The sequence below is a fragment of the Sorangium sp. So ce119 genome (genome assembly GCF_051524405.1).
Classification (GTDB): Bacteria; Myxococcota_A; Polyangia; order Polyangiales; family Polyangiaceae; genus Sorangium; species Sorangium cellulosum_G.
This window is the reverse complement of sequence record NZ_CP150310.1, coordinates 717,453-733,367: the sequence shown is the minus strand read 5'-3', so window position 1 is coordinate 733,367 and position 15,915 is coordinate 717,453. Positions and strand designations below refer to the sequence as shown.

At 75.2% G+C, this 15,915-nt stretch carries 13 protein-coding genes; 8 read left to right on the top strand and 5 right to left on the bottom strand.

Annotated features, from left to right (window positions below; translation table 11 throughout):
• Positions 1 to 536 precede the first annotated feature (536 nt).
• The 4 genes from WME76_RS03005 (at position 537) to pyrE (ending at position 2,643) form a co-directional block, all read left to right on the top strand.
• A complete protein-coding gene (locus WME76_RS03005; protein WP_437958708.1) occupies positions 537 to 959 on the top strand; it encodes a bactofilin family protein in 423 nt (140 codons plus the stop codon).
• A gap of 71 nt (positions 960 to 1,030) precedes the next feature.
• A complete protein-coding gene (locus tag WME76_RS03000) occupies positions 1,031 to 1,345 on the top strand; it encodes a bactofilin family protein (protein ID WP_061611987.1) in 315 nt (104 codons plus the stop codon).
• Between the two features lie 3 nt (positions 1,346 to 1,348).
• Positions 1,349 to 2,068, top strand: coding sequence for a bactofilin family protein (locus WME76_RS02995; protein ID WP_437958707.1), 720 nt, complete (start codon positions 1,349 to 1,351; stop codon positions 2,066 to 2,068).
• Positions 2,065 to 2,643, top strand: a complete 579-nt coding sequence (pyrE, locus tag WME76_RS02990) for an orotate phosphoribosyltransferase (RefSeq protein WP_437958706.1) — start codon at positions 2,065 to 2,067, stop codon at positions 2,641 to 2,643. The genes WME76_RS02995 and pyrE overlap by 4 nt, the downstream gene beginning before the upstream one ends.
• Before the next feature lie 160 nt (positions 2,644 to 2,803).
• Here the strand turns inward: pyrE and glyQ are convergent, their stop codons facing one another.
• From glyQ to WME76_RS02975, 3 genes are all read right to left on the bottom strand, one after another.
• Positions 2,804 to 3,751, bottom strand: a complete 948-nt coding sequence (gene glyQ, locus WME76_RS02985; RefSeq protein ID WP_437958705.1) for a glycine--tRNA ligase subunit alpha — start codon at positions 3,749 to 3,751, stop codon at positions 2,804 to 2,806.
• Positions 3,752 to 3,920: 169 nt separating this feature from the next.
• Positions 3,921 to 4,772: a hypothetical protein gene (locus WME76_RS02980; RefSeq protein ID WP_437958704.1), complete on the bottom strand. Its 852-nt coding sequence runs from the start codon at positions 4,770 to 4,772 to the stop codon at positions 3,921 to 3,923.
• Positions 4,773 to 4,954: 182 nt separating this feature from the next.
• Positions 4,955 to 8,917 carry a serine/threonine-protein kinase gene (locus WME76_RS02975; RefSeq protein ID WP_437958703.1) on the bottom strand — a complete coding sequence of 1,321 codons (3,963 nt, stop codon included), beginning with the start codon at positions 8,915 to 8,917 and terminating at the stop codon, positions 4,955 to 4,957.
• A 73-nt stretch (positions 8,918 to 8,990) separates the two neighbouring features.
• On the opposite strand from WME76_RS02975, the gene WME76_RS02970 reads away from it, so the two are divergent.
• The 3 genes from WME76_RS02970 to WME76_RS02960 all read left to right on the top strand — a co-directional run bounded on the left by WME76_RS02970 (position 8,991) and on the right by WME76_RS02960 (position 13,086).
• On the top strand, positions 8,991 to 10,484 hold the full coding sequence (locus tag WME76_RS02970; RefSeq protein ID WP_437958702.1) for a serine/threonine-protein kinase: 1,494 nt from the start codon (positions 8,991 to 8,993) through the stop codon (positions 10,482 to 10,484).
• A 225-nt stretch (positions 10,485 to 10,709) separates the two neighbouring features.
• Positions 10,710 to 11,189 (top strand): MarR family winged helix-turn-helix transcriptional regulator, encoded by a 480-nt coding sequence (locus tag WME76_RS02965; RefSeq protein ID WP_437958701.1) that lies wholly within the window; start codon positions 10,710 to 10,712, stop codon positions 11,187 to 11,189.
• 1 nt (position 11,190) lies between these two features.
• Positions 11,191 to 13,086: a chloride channel protein gene (locus tag WME76_RS02960; protein ID WP_437958700.1), complete on the top strand. Its 1,896-nt coding sequence runs from the start codon at positions 11,191 to 11,193 to the stop codon at positions 13,084 to 13,086.
• A gap of 16 nt (positions 13,087 to 13,102) precedes the next feature.
• On the opposite strand, the gene WME76_RS02955 is transcribed toward WME76_RS02960, so the two are convergent.
• On the bottom strand, positions 13,103 to 14,317 hold the full coding sequence (locus tag WME76_RS02955; protein WP_061615358.1) for a pyridoxal-phosphate-dependent aminotransferase family protein: 1,215 nt from the start codon (positions 14,315 to 14,317) through the stop codon (positions 13,103 to 13,105).
• A 615-nt stretch (positions 14,318 to 14,932) separates the two neighbouring features.
• Positions 14,933 to 15,190: a GlsB/YeaQ/YmgE family stress response membrane protein gene (locus tag WME76_RS02950; protein WP_437958699.1), complete on the bottom strand. Its 258-nt coding sequence runs from the start codon at positions 15,188 to 15,190 to the stop codon at positions 14,933 to 14,935.
• A 412-nt stretch (positions 15,191 to 15,602) separates the two neighbouring features.
• Here WME76_RS02950 and WME76_RS02945 point away from each other — a divergent pair, with 412 nt between their 5' ends.
• Complete coding sequence (locus WME76_RS02945; RefSeq protein WP_437288647.1) at positions 15,603 to 15,902, top strand: CsbD family protein; 300 nt, start codon at positions 15,603 to 15,605, stop codon at positions 15,900 to 15,902.
• Positions 15,903 to 15,915 lie beyond the last annotated feature (13 nt).

Below are 15,915 nucleotides of genomic sequence, written 5' to 3'. Positions count from 1 at the left end.
TCATCGTCCGGCGCGCCGGGCGCGTCGCGCGCATGGAAAGCCCAGTCAAATCGCACCCTATCACCAGAGCCAGCCCCTCAGGAAGCCTCCCGCAGCGCCCCGAGTCCCCCGCTGCCGATCTGAACCACCCCCCATTCACCAGAGAGAGCGCGGGAGGGGTGGGGTGTCGCGCGGGGGGCCGAGGGGGAGGGCCCCACGAACCCGAGCGCCGGCCCGCACCGCAGCGGGTCGCCCCCGGACTCGACACTTCCGCGCAGCGGGCAACAGCCACCACGAGGCGCGAGTTCGTGGGAGGGCCCCCCTCGGCCCCCCGCGCGACACCCCACCCCTCCCGCGCTCTCCGTTGCCCGCGCGACACCCCACCCCTCCCGCGCTCTCCGTCGCCTCGTCGCCTGGTTGCGAGGCGCGACGCCTTGGAGTAGCGTCCGCGCCGCCGCGGGGCCTGGGCGACGTCGCTCGCCCAGCTCCAGCGGACGAGCCGGGCTTCTGGTGCGCGCCCCGGCTCACGCGGCCCCCACCGCGCACGGGAGACGAGAATGGCCCGAGGCTCGACAACCACGCGCAGCGAATCGGACGCTGCCGAATCGCTCATCGGCCGGGGCGCCCGCATCCGCGGGCGGGTCCACGGCGACGGCTCGCTCCGGGTCGAGGGGAGCGTCGAGGGGGACATCCGCCTGGCCGGCGACCTCGAGATCGAGGACGGCGCGTCGGTCACCGGGGACGTCGAGGCGAGCTCGCTCGTCGTCGCCGGGCAGCTCACGGGAGACGTGGCGTCGCGCGGCCCCGTCACCATCCGGGCGACCGCGCAGTACGCCGGCAACCTGGGGGGCAGCGAGGTGATCCTCGAGGAAGGCGCGGCGTTCGCCGGCCGCATCGAGGCGGAGTTCGACCTCCCGGCCGAGCTCTCGGAGCGGACCGGCGGGCGCGGTCAGGGCACCCGGCAAGCGGCGGGGCGGTAGCGCGCGTCGGGCGGCAGCGCGCGTTGACGGACGAAGCATCGCGCCCCGAGGGCGCGACGAGGAGCACGAACGTGGCGGGTACGATCATCGGAAACGGGCTCACGATCGAGGGCGAGATCACCTCCGACGAGGAGGTGATCGTCGCCGGGACGGTGCGCGGGCGGCTCACCGTCGAGGGGCCTCTGACCATCGACGCTGGGGCGCTGGTCGAAGCGGACATCGGGGCGGCGTCGCTCCAGGTGGGCGGCAACGTGACCGGCAACGTCACGGCGGCCGACCGCGTGGACCTCCTCGCGGGCGGTCGCCTGGTCGGCGACGTGAAGGCGTCGCGGCTCACCATCGCGGACGGAGCCTCGTTCAAGGGCAACGTCGACATGGACGTGTAGCCGATGGCCTCCCAGTCCTCGATCGGGCCGACGACGGCCATCCGCGGCAACGTGCAAGGCGACGGGGATCTCGAGATCCTCGGGCGCGTCGAGGGGAGCGTCGTCATGACCGGCGACGTGACCATCGGCGAAGGCGCGCTCATCCAGAGCGACGTGCGCGGGCGGCGCGTGGTCGTCCGCGGCGCGGTCGCCGGCAACATCTCCGGGGAAGAGGCCGTGATCCTCGAGCCCGGCGCGCGCGTCGTCGGCGACCTCGGCGCGCCGCAGATCGGCATCCACGCGGGCGCGCTGGTGCGCGGCAACGTCACGACCGGCGCGCCGCTCGCCGCGCAGCCGGCCCCGGCGCGCGCCGCAGCGGCAGAAGCCGCGCCGCGCGCCGCCGCGCCCGCGGCCGCGCGGCCGGCCCGCGCGCCGGCCCCGGCGCCGGCAGCCCGGCCTGCGCCCCGCGTCGCGCCTGCGGCGGCGCGCCCCGCGCCGGCAGCGCGCCCCGCGCCGGCGGCGCGCCCCGCGCCGGCAGCGCGCCCCGCGCCGGTCGAGGCGGCGCCCGAGCCGCGCCTCGCGGCGTCGCACGACGAGGACGACGCCGATCTGGCGGCCTCGGCGGGCGGCGAGGGCGACGAGCTCGAGGCGGCCGAGGGCGCCGGCGGGCCGCCGCCGCCCGTCGTCCCTGCGCTCCGGAAGGGGGCCGCGAAGGCCTCGCTCCGCAAGCGGGGCGGGCGGTGAGCGCCCTCGGCACCTCGGAGCGGGAGCGGCTCGTCGCGCTGCTGCGCGAGCGGTCGTTCGAGCAGAAGCGCGTCGTGCTCGCGTCCGGGCGCGAGAGCGACTTCTTCATCGACTGCAAGCAGTCGGTGCTGACCGCCGAGGGGCACGCGCTCGTCGGCGCGCTGATGTTCGAGGCGCTCGACGCGCTCCCCCGGTGCGAGGCCGTCGCCGGCGTCGAGCTCGGGGGGTGCCCCCTCGCGAGCGCGGTGTCGCTCACGAGCTTCCTGCGCGGCCGCCCCCTCCCCGCGCTCTACGTGCGCAAGGAGGTCAAGGACCACGGCTCGCGCCGCCTGGTCGAGGGCGATCGCGGGCTCGTGCCCGGGATGCCGGTCGCGATCCTCGAGGACGTGATCACGACCGGCGGCTCGACGCTGAAGGCGGTCGAGAAGCTGCGCGCCGCGGGCGCCTCGGTGGTCGGCGTGGTCGCCCTCGTCGACCGCCTCGAGGGCGGCGCGGAGGCGATCCGCGCGGCGGGGCTGCCGGTCGTCGCGATCTGCACGCGGCGGGATTTCCTGCCGGACAGCCCGCCCGGCTGAGGCGCCCCGCGCTCTCGCGCCCCCCTCGGGGCGCGGGCTCGGCCGGTCGGCGGCGGCGCGCTGCTCGACCGACCTCGCGGCGCGCGCTGCTCCGCGACCCTCGCCAGCGCGCGCCGCTCCGCGACCCTCGCCAGCGCGCGCTGCTCCGTCGCGTGCGGCGCTACTCCGCCGCCTTCGCCTGCTGCTCGCCGAGGAGCGGGAAGCCGAGCGCCTCGCGCTGCGCGAGGTACGTCTCGGCGACCGACCGCGCCAGCGCGCGGACCCGGCCGATGAAGCGCTGCCGCTCGGTCACGCTGATCGCGCCGCGCGCGTCGAGGACGTTGAAGCGGTGCGCCGCCTTCACGACGAAGTCGTAGGCCGGCAGCACCAGCGCCTTGCGCGGATCGATCGCCGCCCCCTTCGCCGCCGGATCCGCGCCCCGGTACAGGAGCCGCTTCACCTCGGCCTCGCACACGTCGAACGCCGCGAAGTGCTCGGCGACGTCGGCCTCCTCGAAGTTGTAGGTCGACCACTCCCACTCCGCGCGCTGGTAGAGATCCCCGTACCGCACGACCTTCCCGCCGGCGTCGGAGTAGACGACGTCGTAGATGCTGTCCTTGTCCTGCAGGTACATCGCGATCCGCTCGAGGCCGTACGTGAGCTCGCCGGACACGGGGCGGCAGTCGATGCCGCCGATCTGCTGGAAGTAGGTGAACTGCGAGATCTCGAGCCCGTCGAGCCACACCTGCCAGCCGAGCCCCCACGCGCCGAGGGTCGGCGACTCCCAGTCGTCCTCGAGGAACCGGACGTCGTGCTCGAGCGGGTTCGTGCCGATCGCGCGCAGCGACTCCAGGTAGAGATCCTGGATGTCGATCGGGCTCGGCTTGAGGATCACCTGGAACTGGTGGAACTGCTGAAGACGATTCGGGTTTTCGCCGTAGCGACCGTCCGACGGCCGACGGGAAGGCTCGACGAAGGCCACGTTCCAGGGCTCGGGGCCGAGCGCACGCAGGAACGTCGCCGGGTTGAAGGTGCCGGCGCCGACCTCCGAGTTGTACGGCTGCACGACGAGGCAGCCGCGCTCGGCCCAGAACTTCTGCAGTGCGAGGATGAGGTTTTGGAAGGTCATGGGAGGGCCGGTTCTTAGCGTGAATCTCGCGCGCGGGCGATATGCAGCCCGGCGCCGCGCGAAAAGCAGCCGACGACCGACCATCCCGTCGAGGACGACGCGGGCCCCGGGTCCCCCTCCAGCGCAGAGGGGCGCTCCCCCTTCCCGCGCGGGCGCAGGGGGGCGTGGGTCAGGGCGGGGGGCTGCACGACGGGTAAAGCGCGGTGAAGCCCGTCTCGTCGAGGAACGTCGAGATCGCCTCCGCGTACACGGTGTTGCCCGGCGTCCTGCAGACCGGGTTGCCAAGGCTGTTGAGCGAGCAGTCGGCGCCCGCCTCGTCCTGGCACGCGCCGAGGAGGGTGATGCCGCAGAGCGACGAGCCGTCGCAGATGCGCAGGTCCGCGAAGGCGCTCCAGCTCAGGCCGCACGCCGCAGCGGCGGCGGCGTCCGCGCAGGCGAAGACCTCCACCTTGGCGGGGTCGAAGATGTTGCCGAACATCGTGGCGTCCGGAATGGAGTAGTTCACGGCGTCCTGCGCCGAGGCGTCCGTGAGCCCCCCGTGGCTGCCCACCATGCGGATCGGCACCTTCGCGCCGATCCCGTTGAGGGTCTGGAGCAGACATGCCGTCACCCAGCGCTGCGACGACAGGGCGCCCAGCTTCCCCGTCTTCCACGTCGGCGCGAGGCCGATCGCGCCCTTGAAGGAGACCGCTGGCATCGACGTGTTCACCGTGGTGCCGCGAGGGAGCGCGCAGCCCACGACGTAGTGGAGAACCTTGCGCCCCGCGTCGCTGGCCAGGAGCCGCGTGGGCGTGAGCAGGCCGGTCGCGGGGTCGACGAGCGGAGACAGCGCGAGCCGCTGCAACAGCTGCTGCGTGGTGGTCTGCCAGAAGAACGACGGCCCGTCGCCGTTGGTCCAGATGATCGCGTCCTCCGCGACCGCGAGCTCGTCGTCTGCGCCGTCCTGCGGCGCCGCGACGCAACCGGACGCGAAGAGGAGAGAACCGGCAACGACAGCAAGGGACGATCGGGCGTTGAACATGCTCTTCCTTCCGCCGCTGGCGCGGCATGCGACGCGCTCGCTCAGTCCATGGATCGTGCCAGCGACGCGCGGCGCCGCCGCCGTCGACCGGACCGCCGCTTCCGGCCCGAACAGCGCCGTGTCTCGACCCGCGAGGCCGGCGGCGCCCGGGCGGCGCCATGGCCGACCGGAGGCGCTGGCCTTCAGCCCATGGAGGCTCGCGCCTCCACCTCCCGGAAGCGGCGCCACAGGTCGTCGAAGCGAGGCTGCCAGATCGGACACGCGACGAGGAGCGCCCCGGCCTGCGCGAGCGCGCCGGACGCCTCGTCCCGCTCGCCGCGCCGGATGGCCATCGCCGCGCGCCAGTGGAGGAGCTCCAGGAGCTCGAACGGGAGCAGCCCACCGCTGGCCTCGTCGAGCAGCGCGGCCCAGCGACGCCCCAGCGCGCCGGCGTCGGGCGGCCCCGCGCCGAGCTGCTCCAGGACGAGCGCGAGCATCCGGAAGAGCGCGGACAGCGAGGGGGCCGTCGCGGCGTCCGGCGGGCAGCGCCGGGCTATCCAGTCGACGAGGCGCGCCGCCTCGTCGCGGCCGCCGCGCGCGATCAGGATCCGGGCGAGCAGCAGCGAGCTCTCCGGCACCGGGACCTCCACGAACCGCTCCTCGAGGACGAGGGCGCGCCGCGCGAGCGGGAGGGCCTCCTCGTCCTGGTGGTTGGCGTGGAGCAGCTCGGCGACGTTGTGCGTCGCCATCCGCTCGAAGAGCGGATTGCCGATCTCCCGCGCCAGGGCGATCGTCCGGCGCATGTCGTCGATCGCGAGGAGCAGCTCGTTCCTGGTCGTCCACAGCAAGGCGCGGTTGACGTACAGCGCGCAGACGTGGGGCCAGTCCTCGACCTGCGCCGCCAGCGCGATGCCCGTCTGGAACGTCGCCTCCGCCTCCTCCAGCCGCCCGGCGAACACGAGCGCCGCCGACCGCAGGACGAGCGCCACGACGCGCGCCTCGTAGTCGCGCGCGACCTCTGCGGCCGCGACGCCCTGGCCCAGGAGGTCGGCCGCCTCCGCCATGCGCCCCTGCCGCATGCAGGTCCGCCCGAGCCCCACCACGAGCCGGGCGGCGAGGCCCGGCGATCCGGCGCGCTCGACGAGCGGGCGCGCCTCCTCCACCCGCCTGGCCGACGTCTCGAAATCGTTGGCCCAGTCGAGGACGGTCGCCTCGACGAGGAGGGCGTCGGCCAGGAACGCGGCGTCCCCGAGCTGCTCCGCGAGCGCCCGCGCGGCGGCGAGATCCTCCAGCGCCTCGCGCGGGCGGTGGACGCCGTAGCGGCTCTTGCCGCGCCCGAGGCGCGCGAGCGCGCGCGAGCGCGGCTCGCCCTCCGCCGCGAACGAGAGGCACGCGGTGTAGTGCTGGTCCGCCTCGACGTGTCGGTGCCGCGAGAGCGCGGCGTCGCCGAGCCGGAGGCACGCGTCCGCCGCCTCCTCCAGCGCCCCGCACCCGCCGGCGTGCCGCGCGAGCGGCTCGAGGAGCTCGGGGCGGGGCCCCTCCGCCTCGACCCTGGACCGGAAGTACGCGAGCGCGTGCCGATGGATCTGCGCGCGCTGCGCCGGGTCGAGCAGCTCGTAGACCGCGTCCTGGAACACCGCGCTCTGGAACGAGCAACGCTCGCCCGCGCCGCGCTGGAGGATCCGCCGCTCCGCGAGCGCGCTCAGGCCGTAGCCCGCGTCGATCGGCGTGCCGGCGCCGCCCGCGCGGTCGATCGCGTCCTGGACCTGCTCGAGCTCCGCCCGGCCGAACGAGACGCCCAGCACCGAGCAGAGCCTGACGCAGGCCGCGAGCTCCGGCGGCAGGGCGTCGATCTGCCGCTCCGCGAGCCACTGCCACGCCGGCGAGGGAGGCAACGCGTCGAGCTCCGCCGTCGCGACGTAGTGGCTGCCGGAGCCCGCGCGGCGCCGCACGATGCCGGCCCGCTTCAGCGAGCGCACGAGCTCCGAGAGGCAGGCGGGGTTCCCGCCCGCCCAGCCCGCGAGCCGGCGCAGCGTGGCGGCGGGCGGGTACTCGGCCGGCCGCAGGAGCTCGGCGGCGAGCGCCATCCCGGCCTCCTCGTCGAGGGGCGCGAGCGCCGCCCGGCGGTGGCGCTGCGTGCGCGCGCCCCACGCGCGGCGCACCTGCTCGAAGCGGGGGTGCGCGGCGACAACGACCCAGAGCGCGACGCCCGCGCCGTCGAGCGTCGCGTACTCGAGCGCGTCGACCAGCGCGTCGTCGGCCCGGTGCGCGTCGTCGAGGAGCACCGCCACCGGGCCGCGGCGCGCGAGCCGGCGCAGCCCCTCCCCGAGCGCCTGCACCACGCCGAGGTGGAGCGACGCGGGCGCGCCGCCGCCGCCCGCCGGGGGCGACCAGCCCAGCGCCGCGGCCACCGCCGGCCACGTCGCCGAGCCGAGCGCGTCGCCGAGGCGCTCGCGGCAGAACGCGGCGGGATCCGCCGGCGGGTCCGCGGGCGCCTCGAGCACCTGGCGCAGGAGCTCCGCCGCGTCGCGCGCCGGCTCCCCGGGCAGCGGCTGCGCGGCGCGCAGGGAGATCACCCGCGCCGCGGGCGCCCGGGCCGTCAGGCGGCGCGCCACGGCGGCGGCCTCCGCCACGAGGCGGCTCTTGCCGAGCCCCGGCTCGCCGACGAGCGTGAACAGGCCCGGGCACGTCCCGTCGAAGGCCGCCCCGGCGCTCGCGGAGAGCGCCGCGACGACGTCGTCGCGGCCGGCGAGCGGCGCCTCGAGCTCGGCCGAGGGCGCGGCGCGCGACGAGGCGGGGCCCGGGTCGTCGCGCGCCGGCAGGGCGCGCTCGAGCTCCTCGGTGAGCGCGACGCCCGACCAGGGCTCCGGGGGCAGCCAGGTCTCCGGGCGCTCGACGGCGGCGCCGTACGCCGCGGCGCTCCGCGCCTTGCGGCGGAGCGTGACGGAGGCCAGGTGGAGCGCCGCCCGCGCGCCGTGCCGCTCGGCGAGCTCGCGCGCGGCGGCGAGCGCGGCCTCGGCCGGGTGATCGGCGCTCCGGCCGGAGAACACGGCCACGTAGCGGCTGCCGCGCTGCCGCGCGATGAACCCGTTGCGGCCGGTCACGGCGGCGATGACCGGCGCCGCCGGGGCGACCGTGTCGGCGACGAGCAGGACGACCGGGTGCCCCCCCTCGGCGATCAGCCTGGCCGGCGCGGCGGCCGCCCGCGTGGCGACGGCGCGCGCCGCCTCGGCGCGCGCCGCCGCGAGCGCGCTTCGCAGCGCCGAGGCGCTCGCGGGGCGGCGGTCGCGGTCCTTGGCGAGGCACGCGAGCGTCAGCGCCTCCAGCGCGGCGGGCACGGGGGCGAGCTCGCCCGGACGCCGCGGGCGCAGCGCGAGGTGGCCGTGCTCGACGGCGCCGCCGTCGCCCGCGAACGGCAGCTCCAGCGTGAGCAGCTCGAACAGGACGACGCCGAACGCGTAGAGGTCGGCGCGCTCGTCGATCGCCTCGCCCCGGATCTGCTCGGGGGCCATGTAGTCGGGGGTCCCGAGGACCGCGCCGGTGCGGGTGAGCTGCGCCTCCTCGCCGGGGGCGCCCGCGGCGCGCTTCGCGAGGCCGAAGTCGAGCAGCACGACGCGCGCTCCGGGGGCGGAGGGCGCGCCCCCGGAGCGCGCGATGAAGAGGTTCTCCGGCTTGAGATCCCTGTGGATCACGCCCTCGGCGTGCGCGGCCTCGAGCGCGGCGAGCACGGCGTCGGCCCGCGCGGCGGCCCAGTCCGGGCCGGGCGGCTCGGCGAGCGAGGCGAGCTCCGAGGCGAGCGTGCGGCCGGAGAGCCGCTCCATCACGAGGTAGGGGCGGCCGTCGTCGAGCCGACCGCGCCCGTGGAGCCGCGGAGCGTGCGGAGGGCCGATGCGCTGGAGCGCCTCCGCCTCGCGGCGGAAGCGCTCCTCGAGCAGCGGGGTGGCGGAGAAGCCGACCTTGACGGCGACCTCGGCGCCGTCGCTGCCCGAGATCCCCGCCCACACCGCGGCGAACCCGCCTTGCCCGAGGCGCTCGCCCAGCGAGATGCCGTCGACGCGCGGCGGCGCGGCCGCCGGACGCTCGCTCGCCGGCGGGGGCGTCCACCCGTCGAGGGGGCACGGAGAGCCGCCTTCGCGGCGCCGGTGACAGGAGGGGCAGCGATGCACTCGATGATGGCTCCGGCGGAGGGACGCGCGCGAGCGCCGACCTTCCCTGTGATACTCTCGCGCCCGCTGGCAGATGGCACGCGCCGAAGATCGTACCCTCCAGAGCGCGCTGCCCGAGGTCACGGGGCTCGCCGGCGAGACGACGGTCGCCCTCCCCGCGGGCGAGGGGCAGGCGGCAGTCGCCGGGGGCGAGCCCACGCGCGAGGCGCCGGATCGTGCGGGCGATTACCGGATCGGGCGCGCCCTCGCCGCGGGGGGCTTCGGCGTCGTCTACCGCGGGGAGCACGCGGAGCGCGGCACGCCGGCGGCGGTGAAGGTGCTTCACCCCGAGCTCGCCCTGCACCCCGACCTGCTCGTCCGCTTCGAGCGCGAGATCGAGGCGACGCGGCGGGTGCGGCACCCGGGCGTGGTCGAGATCTTCGACGTCGGCCGGCTCGCGGACGGGCGCCCCTACCTCGTCATGGAGCTGCTCGAGGGCGCCGACCTCGCGCAGCTCCTGCGCGACCGCGGCCGGCTGCCGCCGGAGGAGGCGCTCGCCGTGCTCGAGCCGCTGTGCAGCGCGCTCGAGGCGGCGCACGCGCAGGCGATCGTGCACCGCGACGTCAAGCCGTCGAACGTCTTCCTGTGCGCCGGGGGCGACCGCCCGCGCGTGGTGCTGCTCGACTTCGGGGTGGCGAAGCTGCTCGACGCGCCCGGGCCCGCGCTCACGACGTCGCGGCACGTCGTGGGCTCGCCCTCGTGCATGTCCCCCGAGCAGCTCATGAGCCGCCCGGTCGACGCGCGGTCGGACATCTACGCGCTCGGCGCGCTGACGTACACGATGCTCGTCGGGGAGCCGCCGTTCTCGGGCACGTCGCTCGTCGTGCTGCGCCAGCTCCACCTGTTCGCGAGCCCGCCCCGCCCGAGCGCGCGGGCGCGCGTGAGCCCGTCGCTCGACCGCGTGGTGCTGCAGGCGCTCAGCAAGGACCCCGCGGAGCGCCAGGCGTCGGTGGGCGAGTTCATCGCCGGCCTGCGCGCGGCGATCGCGGCGCCCGAGGCGCGCGGCGCCGCCGAGCGGCGCTCCGCGGTGGGCATCCACGTCGAGGTGCAGGCCGACCCCGGCGCCCTCGAGGAGCCGGACGCGGAGCTGCTCGACGATTTCGAGGCGGTCCTGCCGCTCGCGCTCGGCGCGCTCGCGGACGCGGGGTTCGCGGCGGCCGTCGAGGCGGGCACGGCCGCGCTGGTCACCGCCGACCGGCCGCTGGATCCGGCGGGAGACCAGGCGGCGCGGCGCCGCGCGGTGGACGCGGCGCTGTCGCTGATGCGGCGGCTCGACGCGCGCGCCGGGCGCGACCCGAGGGTCCACGTCCGCCTCTGCGTGCACGCCGGCGAGCTCGTCGCGGGCACGGACGGCGCGCTGACGGGCGGCGACCTGCTGGAGCTCGCCGCCTGGCTTCCCGAGGGGACGGCCCACGGCGTGTTCGCCTCGCCGGCGGTGCTCGACGGGCTCGGCATCGCCGCGCAGCCCGCGCCGACGTCGCGGCGCTCGAGCGCGCTGCTGCGCGTGATCGACGTGGATCGGCGGTAGCGGGATCCCCCCGCCGGCGGGAGCCCGGGCGGGCTCGCGCCTCGAGCGCGCCGCGCAGAACGACGCGGCCTGCGCCGTTCTGCGCGGCGCGGCAGAGGCGGCTTGCGCCTGCCCGGCCGGCGGCGTAGCTTCCGGCGCGATTGTATGGGGTCCCATGCATCACCACCCGGGCGGCGAAAGACCGCCGCGCAGCGGGCGCCCGGCGGGCCGGACGCGCAGCGGGTCATGGACGCGATCCGCGCCATCGTGCAGCGCCTGCGCGTCTCCTCGCGCGCGTGCGAGCGGCAGCTCGGCGTGAGCAGCGCGCAGCTCTTCGTGCTGCAGCAGCTCGACCAGGCGGCGGCCGCGTCGATCGCCGAGCTCGCGCAGCGCACGCTGACGCACCAGAGCTCGGTGTCGGTCGTGGTGACGCGCCTCGCGGAGCGCGGGCTTGTCGCCCGGCGCGCCTCACCCGAGGACGCGCGCCGGACCGAGATCGCGCTCACCCCGGCCGGTCGCGCGCTGCTCCGCCGCGCGCCGCGCACCGTTCAGGCCGAGCTCATCGCCGCCGTGGACGGCCTGCCGGCCGACGAGCGCCGCGGGCTCGCGCAGAGCCTCACCACCCTCGCCCGGGCGCTCGGCGCCGGGGACGAGGCGCCCCCCCTGTTGTTCGATGGCGACGAAGCCCGCTCCGGTCCCGGGGCGGGAGATCACGAGGAGAGCTGACATGTCGAGCGCGAACGCCCCACATACCACCGCGGCCGCCGGGAGCCTCCCGGTCGCCCCCTCGATGGGCCCGGCCCTCGAGGACCTCCGCGTCCCCGCCCCCGCGGCCGCCGTCGACCGGCGGGTCGTCCTCGTGAGCGGCCTCGCGATCGCGATCGCCGGCGTCGCGTTCCTCGCGGCGGAGCTGCTCACCGCGCTCATCGCCGTCATCACGAACCTCGCGTTCTTCGGCCGGCTCTCCGCCGCGCCCGCGTCGCCCGCCGAGCACCAGGTGGGCCCGTTCGTGCTCGTCGTGCCGATCGTCGGCGCGCTCGTCGTCGGCGTGATGGCGCGCTACGGCTCGCAGGCGATCCGCGGCCACGGGATCCCGGAGGCGATGGAGCAGGTGCTCTTCAACCAGAGCCGCATCCCGCCCCGGATGACGCTGCTCAAGCCGCTCTCCGCCGCGATCGCGATCGGCACCGGCGGGCCGTTCGGCGCGGAGGGGCCGATCATCGCGACCGGCGGCGCGCTCGGCTCGCTGGTCGGGCAGGTGCTCCGGATCACCGCGGACGAGCGCAAGACGCTGCTCGCCGCGGGCGCGGCGGCGGGCATGTCGGCGACGTTCGGGAGCCCGGTGGCCGCCGTGCTGCTCGCGATCGAGCTCCTGCTCTTCGAGTACCGGCCGCGCTCGGTGATCCCCGTCGCCCTCGCCGCCGCCACGGCGGCCGCCGCGCGCCTGGCCGCCGGCCAGACCGCGCCGGCGTTCGAGATGCCGGCCGTGGCGCCCTCGACCGGCCCCGCGCTCGCCTTCTACATCGCGCTCGGCGCCGTCCTCGGCGTCGCGGCGATGGGCGCGACCCGCGCGATCTACGCGATCGAGGAGGCGTTCGAGCGGCTGCCGCTGCACTGGATGTGGTGGCCGGCGATCGGCGCCGTCGCGATCGGCGCGGTGGGCTACTTCGCGCCGCAGACGCTGGGCGTCGGGTACGACAACATCGACGACATCCTGAGCGGCCGGCTGGCGCTCGCCGCGCTCGTGTCGCTCTCGGTGCTGAAGTTCGTCTCCTGGTCGATCGCGCTCGGCAGCGGCACCTCGGGCGGGACGCTCGCGCCGCTCTTCACCATCGGCGGCGGGCTCGGCGCGGCCCTCGGCCTCGCCGCCAGCGCGCTCTTCCCCTGGCTCAACGCGGACGCGCGCGTCGCCGCGCTCGTCGGCATGGCGGCGATCTTCGCGGGCGCCTCCCGCGCGCTGCTCGCCTCGGTGGTCTTCGCCTTCGAGACGACCCGGCAGCCGATGGGGCTCCTGCCGCTGCTCGGCGGCTGCAGCGCGGCCTTCCTCGTCTCGAGCCTGCTGATGCGGCACTCCATCATGACGGAGAAGCTCGCCCGCCGCGGCGCGCGCGTGATGGTGGAGTACGCGGCCGATCACCTGGCCCAGATCACCGTGCGCGAGGCCGCCTCCTGCCCCGCCGTGACGCTCGCCGCCGACGAGACGGTCGAGGCGGCCCGCGCCTTCCTGCTGTCGCAGGGCAAGGGTTCGCGCCACCAGGGCTTCCCGGTCGTGGACGGCCGAGGAGAGCTCATCGGCGTGGTCACCATGCGCGACGTGCTCGCCCAGCAGGCCGGCGATCTGCCGATCCGCGACCTCGTCCGGCGGCCGCCCGCCGTCGTGTTCGAGGACAGCTCCCTGCGGGAGGCCGCCGATCACATGGTCACCGAGGGGGTGGGCAGGCTCCCGGTCGTGTCGAGGGAGGCGCCCCGCAAGGTGCTCGGGATGCTGACGCGCAGCGACCTGCTCGACGCGCACAGGAGCCGGATCGACGCCGGGCAGCGCCGCGAGCAGGCGCTCGCCCGGCGGGGCAGCGCGCCGCCCGAGCGCCGGCGAGGCGCCGCGAGCGAGGAGCTCCCGTCCTGAGGGGCCAGTCGACGAGTCAGTCGACGAAGTAGTCGCGGTCGCCGGCGAGCCCCTGCTCGAGCGCGGCCATGCCCTTGGCGACGTCGAGCTTCACGCCTTCGCGCCGGAAGCTCATCCCCATGGCGTAGAGCGTCTTGAACAGGTTGTGCGAGCGGCACTGCTCGCCCATCTGGCCGACGCGCACGATGTTGAGGCCGAAGGCGCCCGAGATCTCGACGCGGAAGGCCTTGGTCATGTACTCGCGGATGCGCGCGCTGTCGACGCCGCTCGGCAGCTTGATGGCGAGCACGCTGTTGAGGCGCACGTCCTTCGCCGCGAACAGCTCGAGCCCCATCGCCTCGACGCCCGCCTGCATGGCCAGAGAGCTCATCTCGTGGCGGCGGAAGCGCCGCTCGAGCGTCTCCTCGCAGACGAGGCGCAGCGCCTCGTGCAGCGCGAGCACGCCGGGCACGGGCGCCGTGTAGTGGTATTGCTGGTAGCCCCAGAACCGCTGCGCGCGCGTGGCGTCGTAGCACCAGTGCGGGCGCGGCGAGGGGCGCTCCTCGACCACCTTCCACGCGTCCTGCGAGAACGCGCAGGCCGAGACGCCCGGGATCGACGACAGCGCCTTCTGCCCGCCGACGATGCCGACGTCGATGCCCCACTCGTCCATGTGCACCGGCATGGCCGTGAGCGTGACCACCGCGTCCACGATGGTGAGCGCGCCGTGCGCCTTCGCGAGCTTGCAGATCTCCGGCAGCTCCACCATGCGGACGCCGCAGGACGTCTCGCCGTGCGCCATCGTGATCACGTCGTAGCGCTGCTTCTTCAGCGCCTCACGCACCTCCGCGAGGGTGACGGGCCGCCCGGGTGGCCCCTCGAGGAAGGTCACGTCGGCGCCGACGCCGAGCGCCATCTCGCCGAGGCGGCCGCTGAACGTCCCCACCTTCAGGCAGAGGACCTTGCGCCCGGGCCAGCACAGGTTCGCCACGGCCATCTCCATGGCCGCGGACGCGGGCCCGGCGATGCCGAGGATCTTGTCGCTGCGCGTCTGGAACGCGTAGGCCGCCATGTACTTCACGTTCTGGATGACGCGGTCCATGGTGGGGCCGAGGTGATTGATGATGACCCCGTTCGCCTGCGCCACCGCCTGCGGGATGGGCACCGGACCGGCGCCCATGAGGAGCAGCGGCTCGGACGGCAGTATCGCGGCGAGGGGCGTGATCGGCGGGGGCAGGATGGAGAACGACATGGCCAGGACCTTGGGCAAAAGCGCGGAGCGCGCTAGCAAGCCCAATGCATCCTGCCGCGTCAAGTTTTACCCGGCAAGCGGGCGCGACACCTGACGGACGCGGGCGGCCGGCGGACGCCGGCGTGCGTTGATCCCGATTGCCGACGGCGTCGTTCTCGGGATCTCCGGCGCCGGCGCGGGCTGCCGGCCAGGAGAGGCCCTGCTCGTCGCACGACCCTTTGGGGGGGGTGAGCCATGCGACGAGCGGGACCTCCGCTGCCCCTGCTCCGAGGAGGCCCTGCTCGTCGCACGACCCTGGGGGGGGTGAGTCATGCGACGAGCGGGACCTCCGCTGCCCCTGCTCCGAGGAGGCCCTGCTCGTCGCACGACCCTGGGGGGGGTGAGTCATGCGACGAACAGGGCCCCCTCTGGCCTACCGTGACGCGTGGAAGCGAGCGCTGCGTCGGCTGAACCCGAGTCGGGCTCATGAACAGCAAGGCTTCCTCCACGCCGCGTACGATAGACCCAAGGTGATCCCCGACGTCACAGGGCGCAGCAGCGGAACAGGAGCTCCTCCATGTCGCGCCCTGTGACGGTATCGGGCGTAGCGCCTCGGCAGAGGGTCAATCGACCCGTTCATACCACCGAGCGACGCCGCGTGATCGCCTGATAGCCCGCGGTGAGCAGGATGGCGCCGATGAGGGACATGAAGAACCCCGCCGGCTCGCCCTCCCGGTACATGAACAGCATGCGGCCGAGCAGCCCGCCGACGAACGAGCCGACGACGCCGATGATCATCGAGATGACCCACCCGCCCGGCTCACGGCCCGGGACAATAAGACGCGCCAGAGCACCGACGACGAGGCCAAACAGGAGAAAGAGAATGAACGACATGATGAACCTCCCAGGAAGGAGCGAAGTGCTCCTCGTTGCTTGCAGACTGTTCAGCAAGCGCCGCGCCATGTCGCGAAGTCCGCGCTCTCCACGGCCGCCCGGGCGGACAGGACGTCCCTGACAGAGCTCGAGGGGCACCGTTTCACCGCAGAATCCGCCTGCAGCACGGAATGCGACCGGGAGAGCCGGGACGGCCAGCTCGCCCGGCGGGGACGCTTCCGCCGTATCTGCGTGGCGTATTGCCTCAAACGAGCTGAAAAGGAGAGCGCGGGCGAGGTAGCCTGCCTCAATGTCCCTTCCGCCCTCCCGATCGGGTGGGTTCGCGCCGTCATGGCGTGGCGGTTGCACGTGGTGGACAGTGATGGCGCGCCGCAGAAAGGCGTGGCCGACGTCCAGTCAAGAGGAGGGTACGATGAGCAACGAAAGCGACCGTAACGAAGGAGCCGCCGAGGAGCTGGGCGGCAAGCTCAAGAAGGGGCTCGGCAAGCTGATCGGCGACGAGCAGATGGAAGCGGAGGGCCGGGCCAAGGAGGTCAGGGGTAAGGTCCAGCAGGAGGACGCCAAGGCAGAGGAACGCGCGAAGGGCGCGCTCGAGGAGGCCGCCGGCGCCATCAAGAACCGGGTCGGCAAGCTGGTCGACAACGAGCAGATGGCCGCCGAGGGGAAGGCCAAGGAGCTCCAGGGCGAGAACCGGCAGAGGGCCAATCAGTAGGTAGAGCTCACGC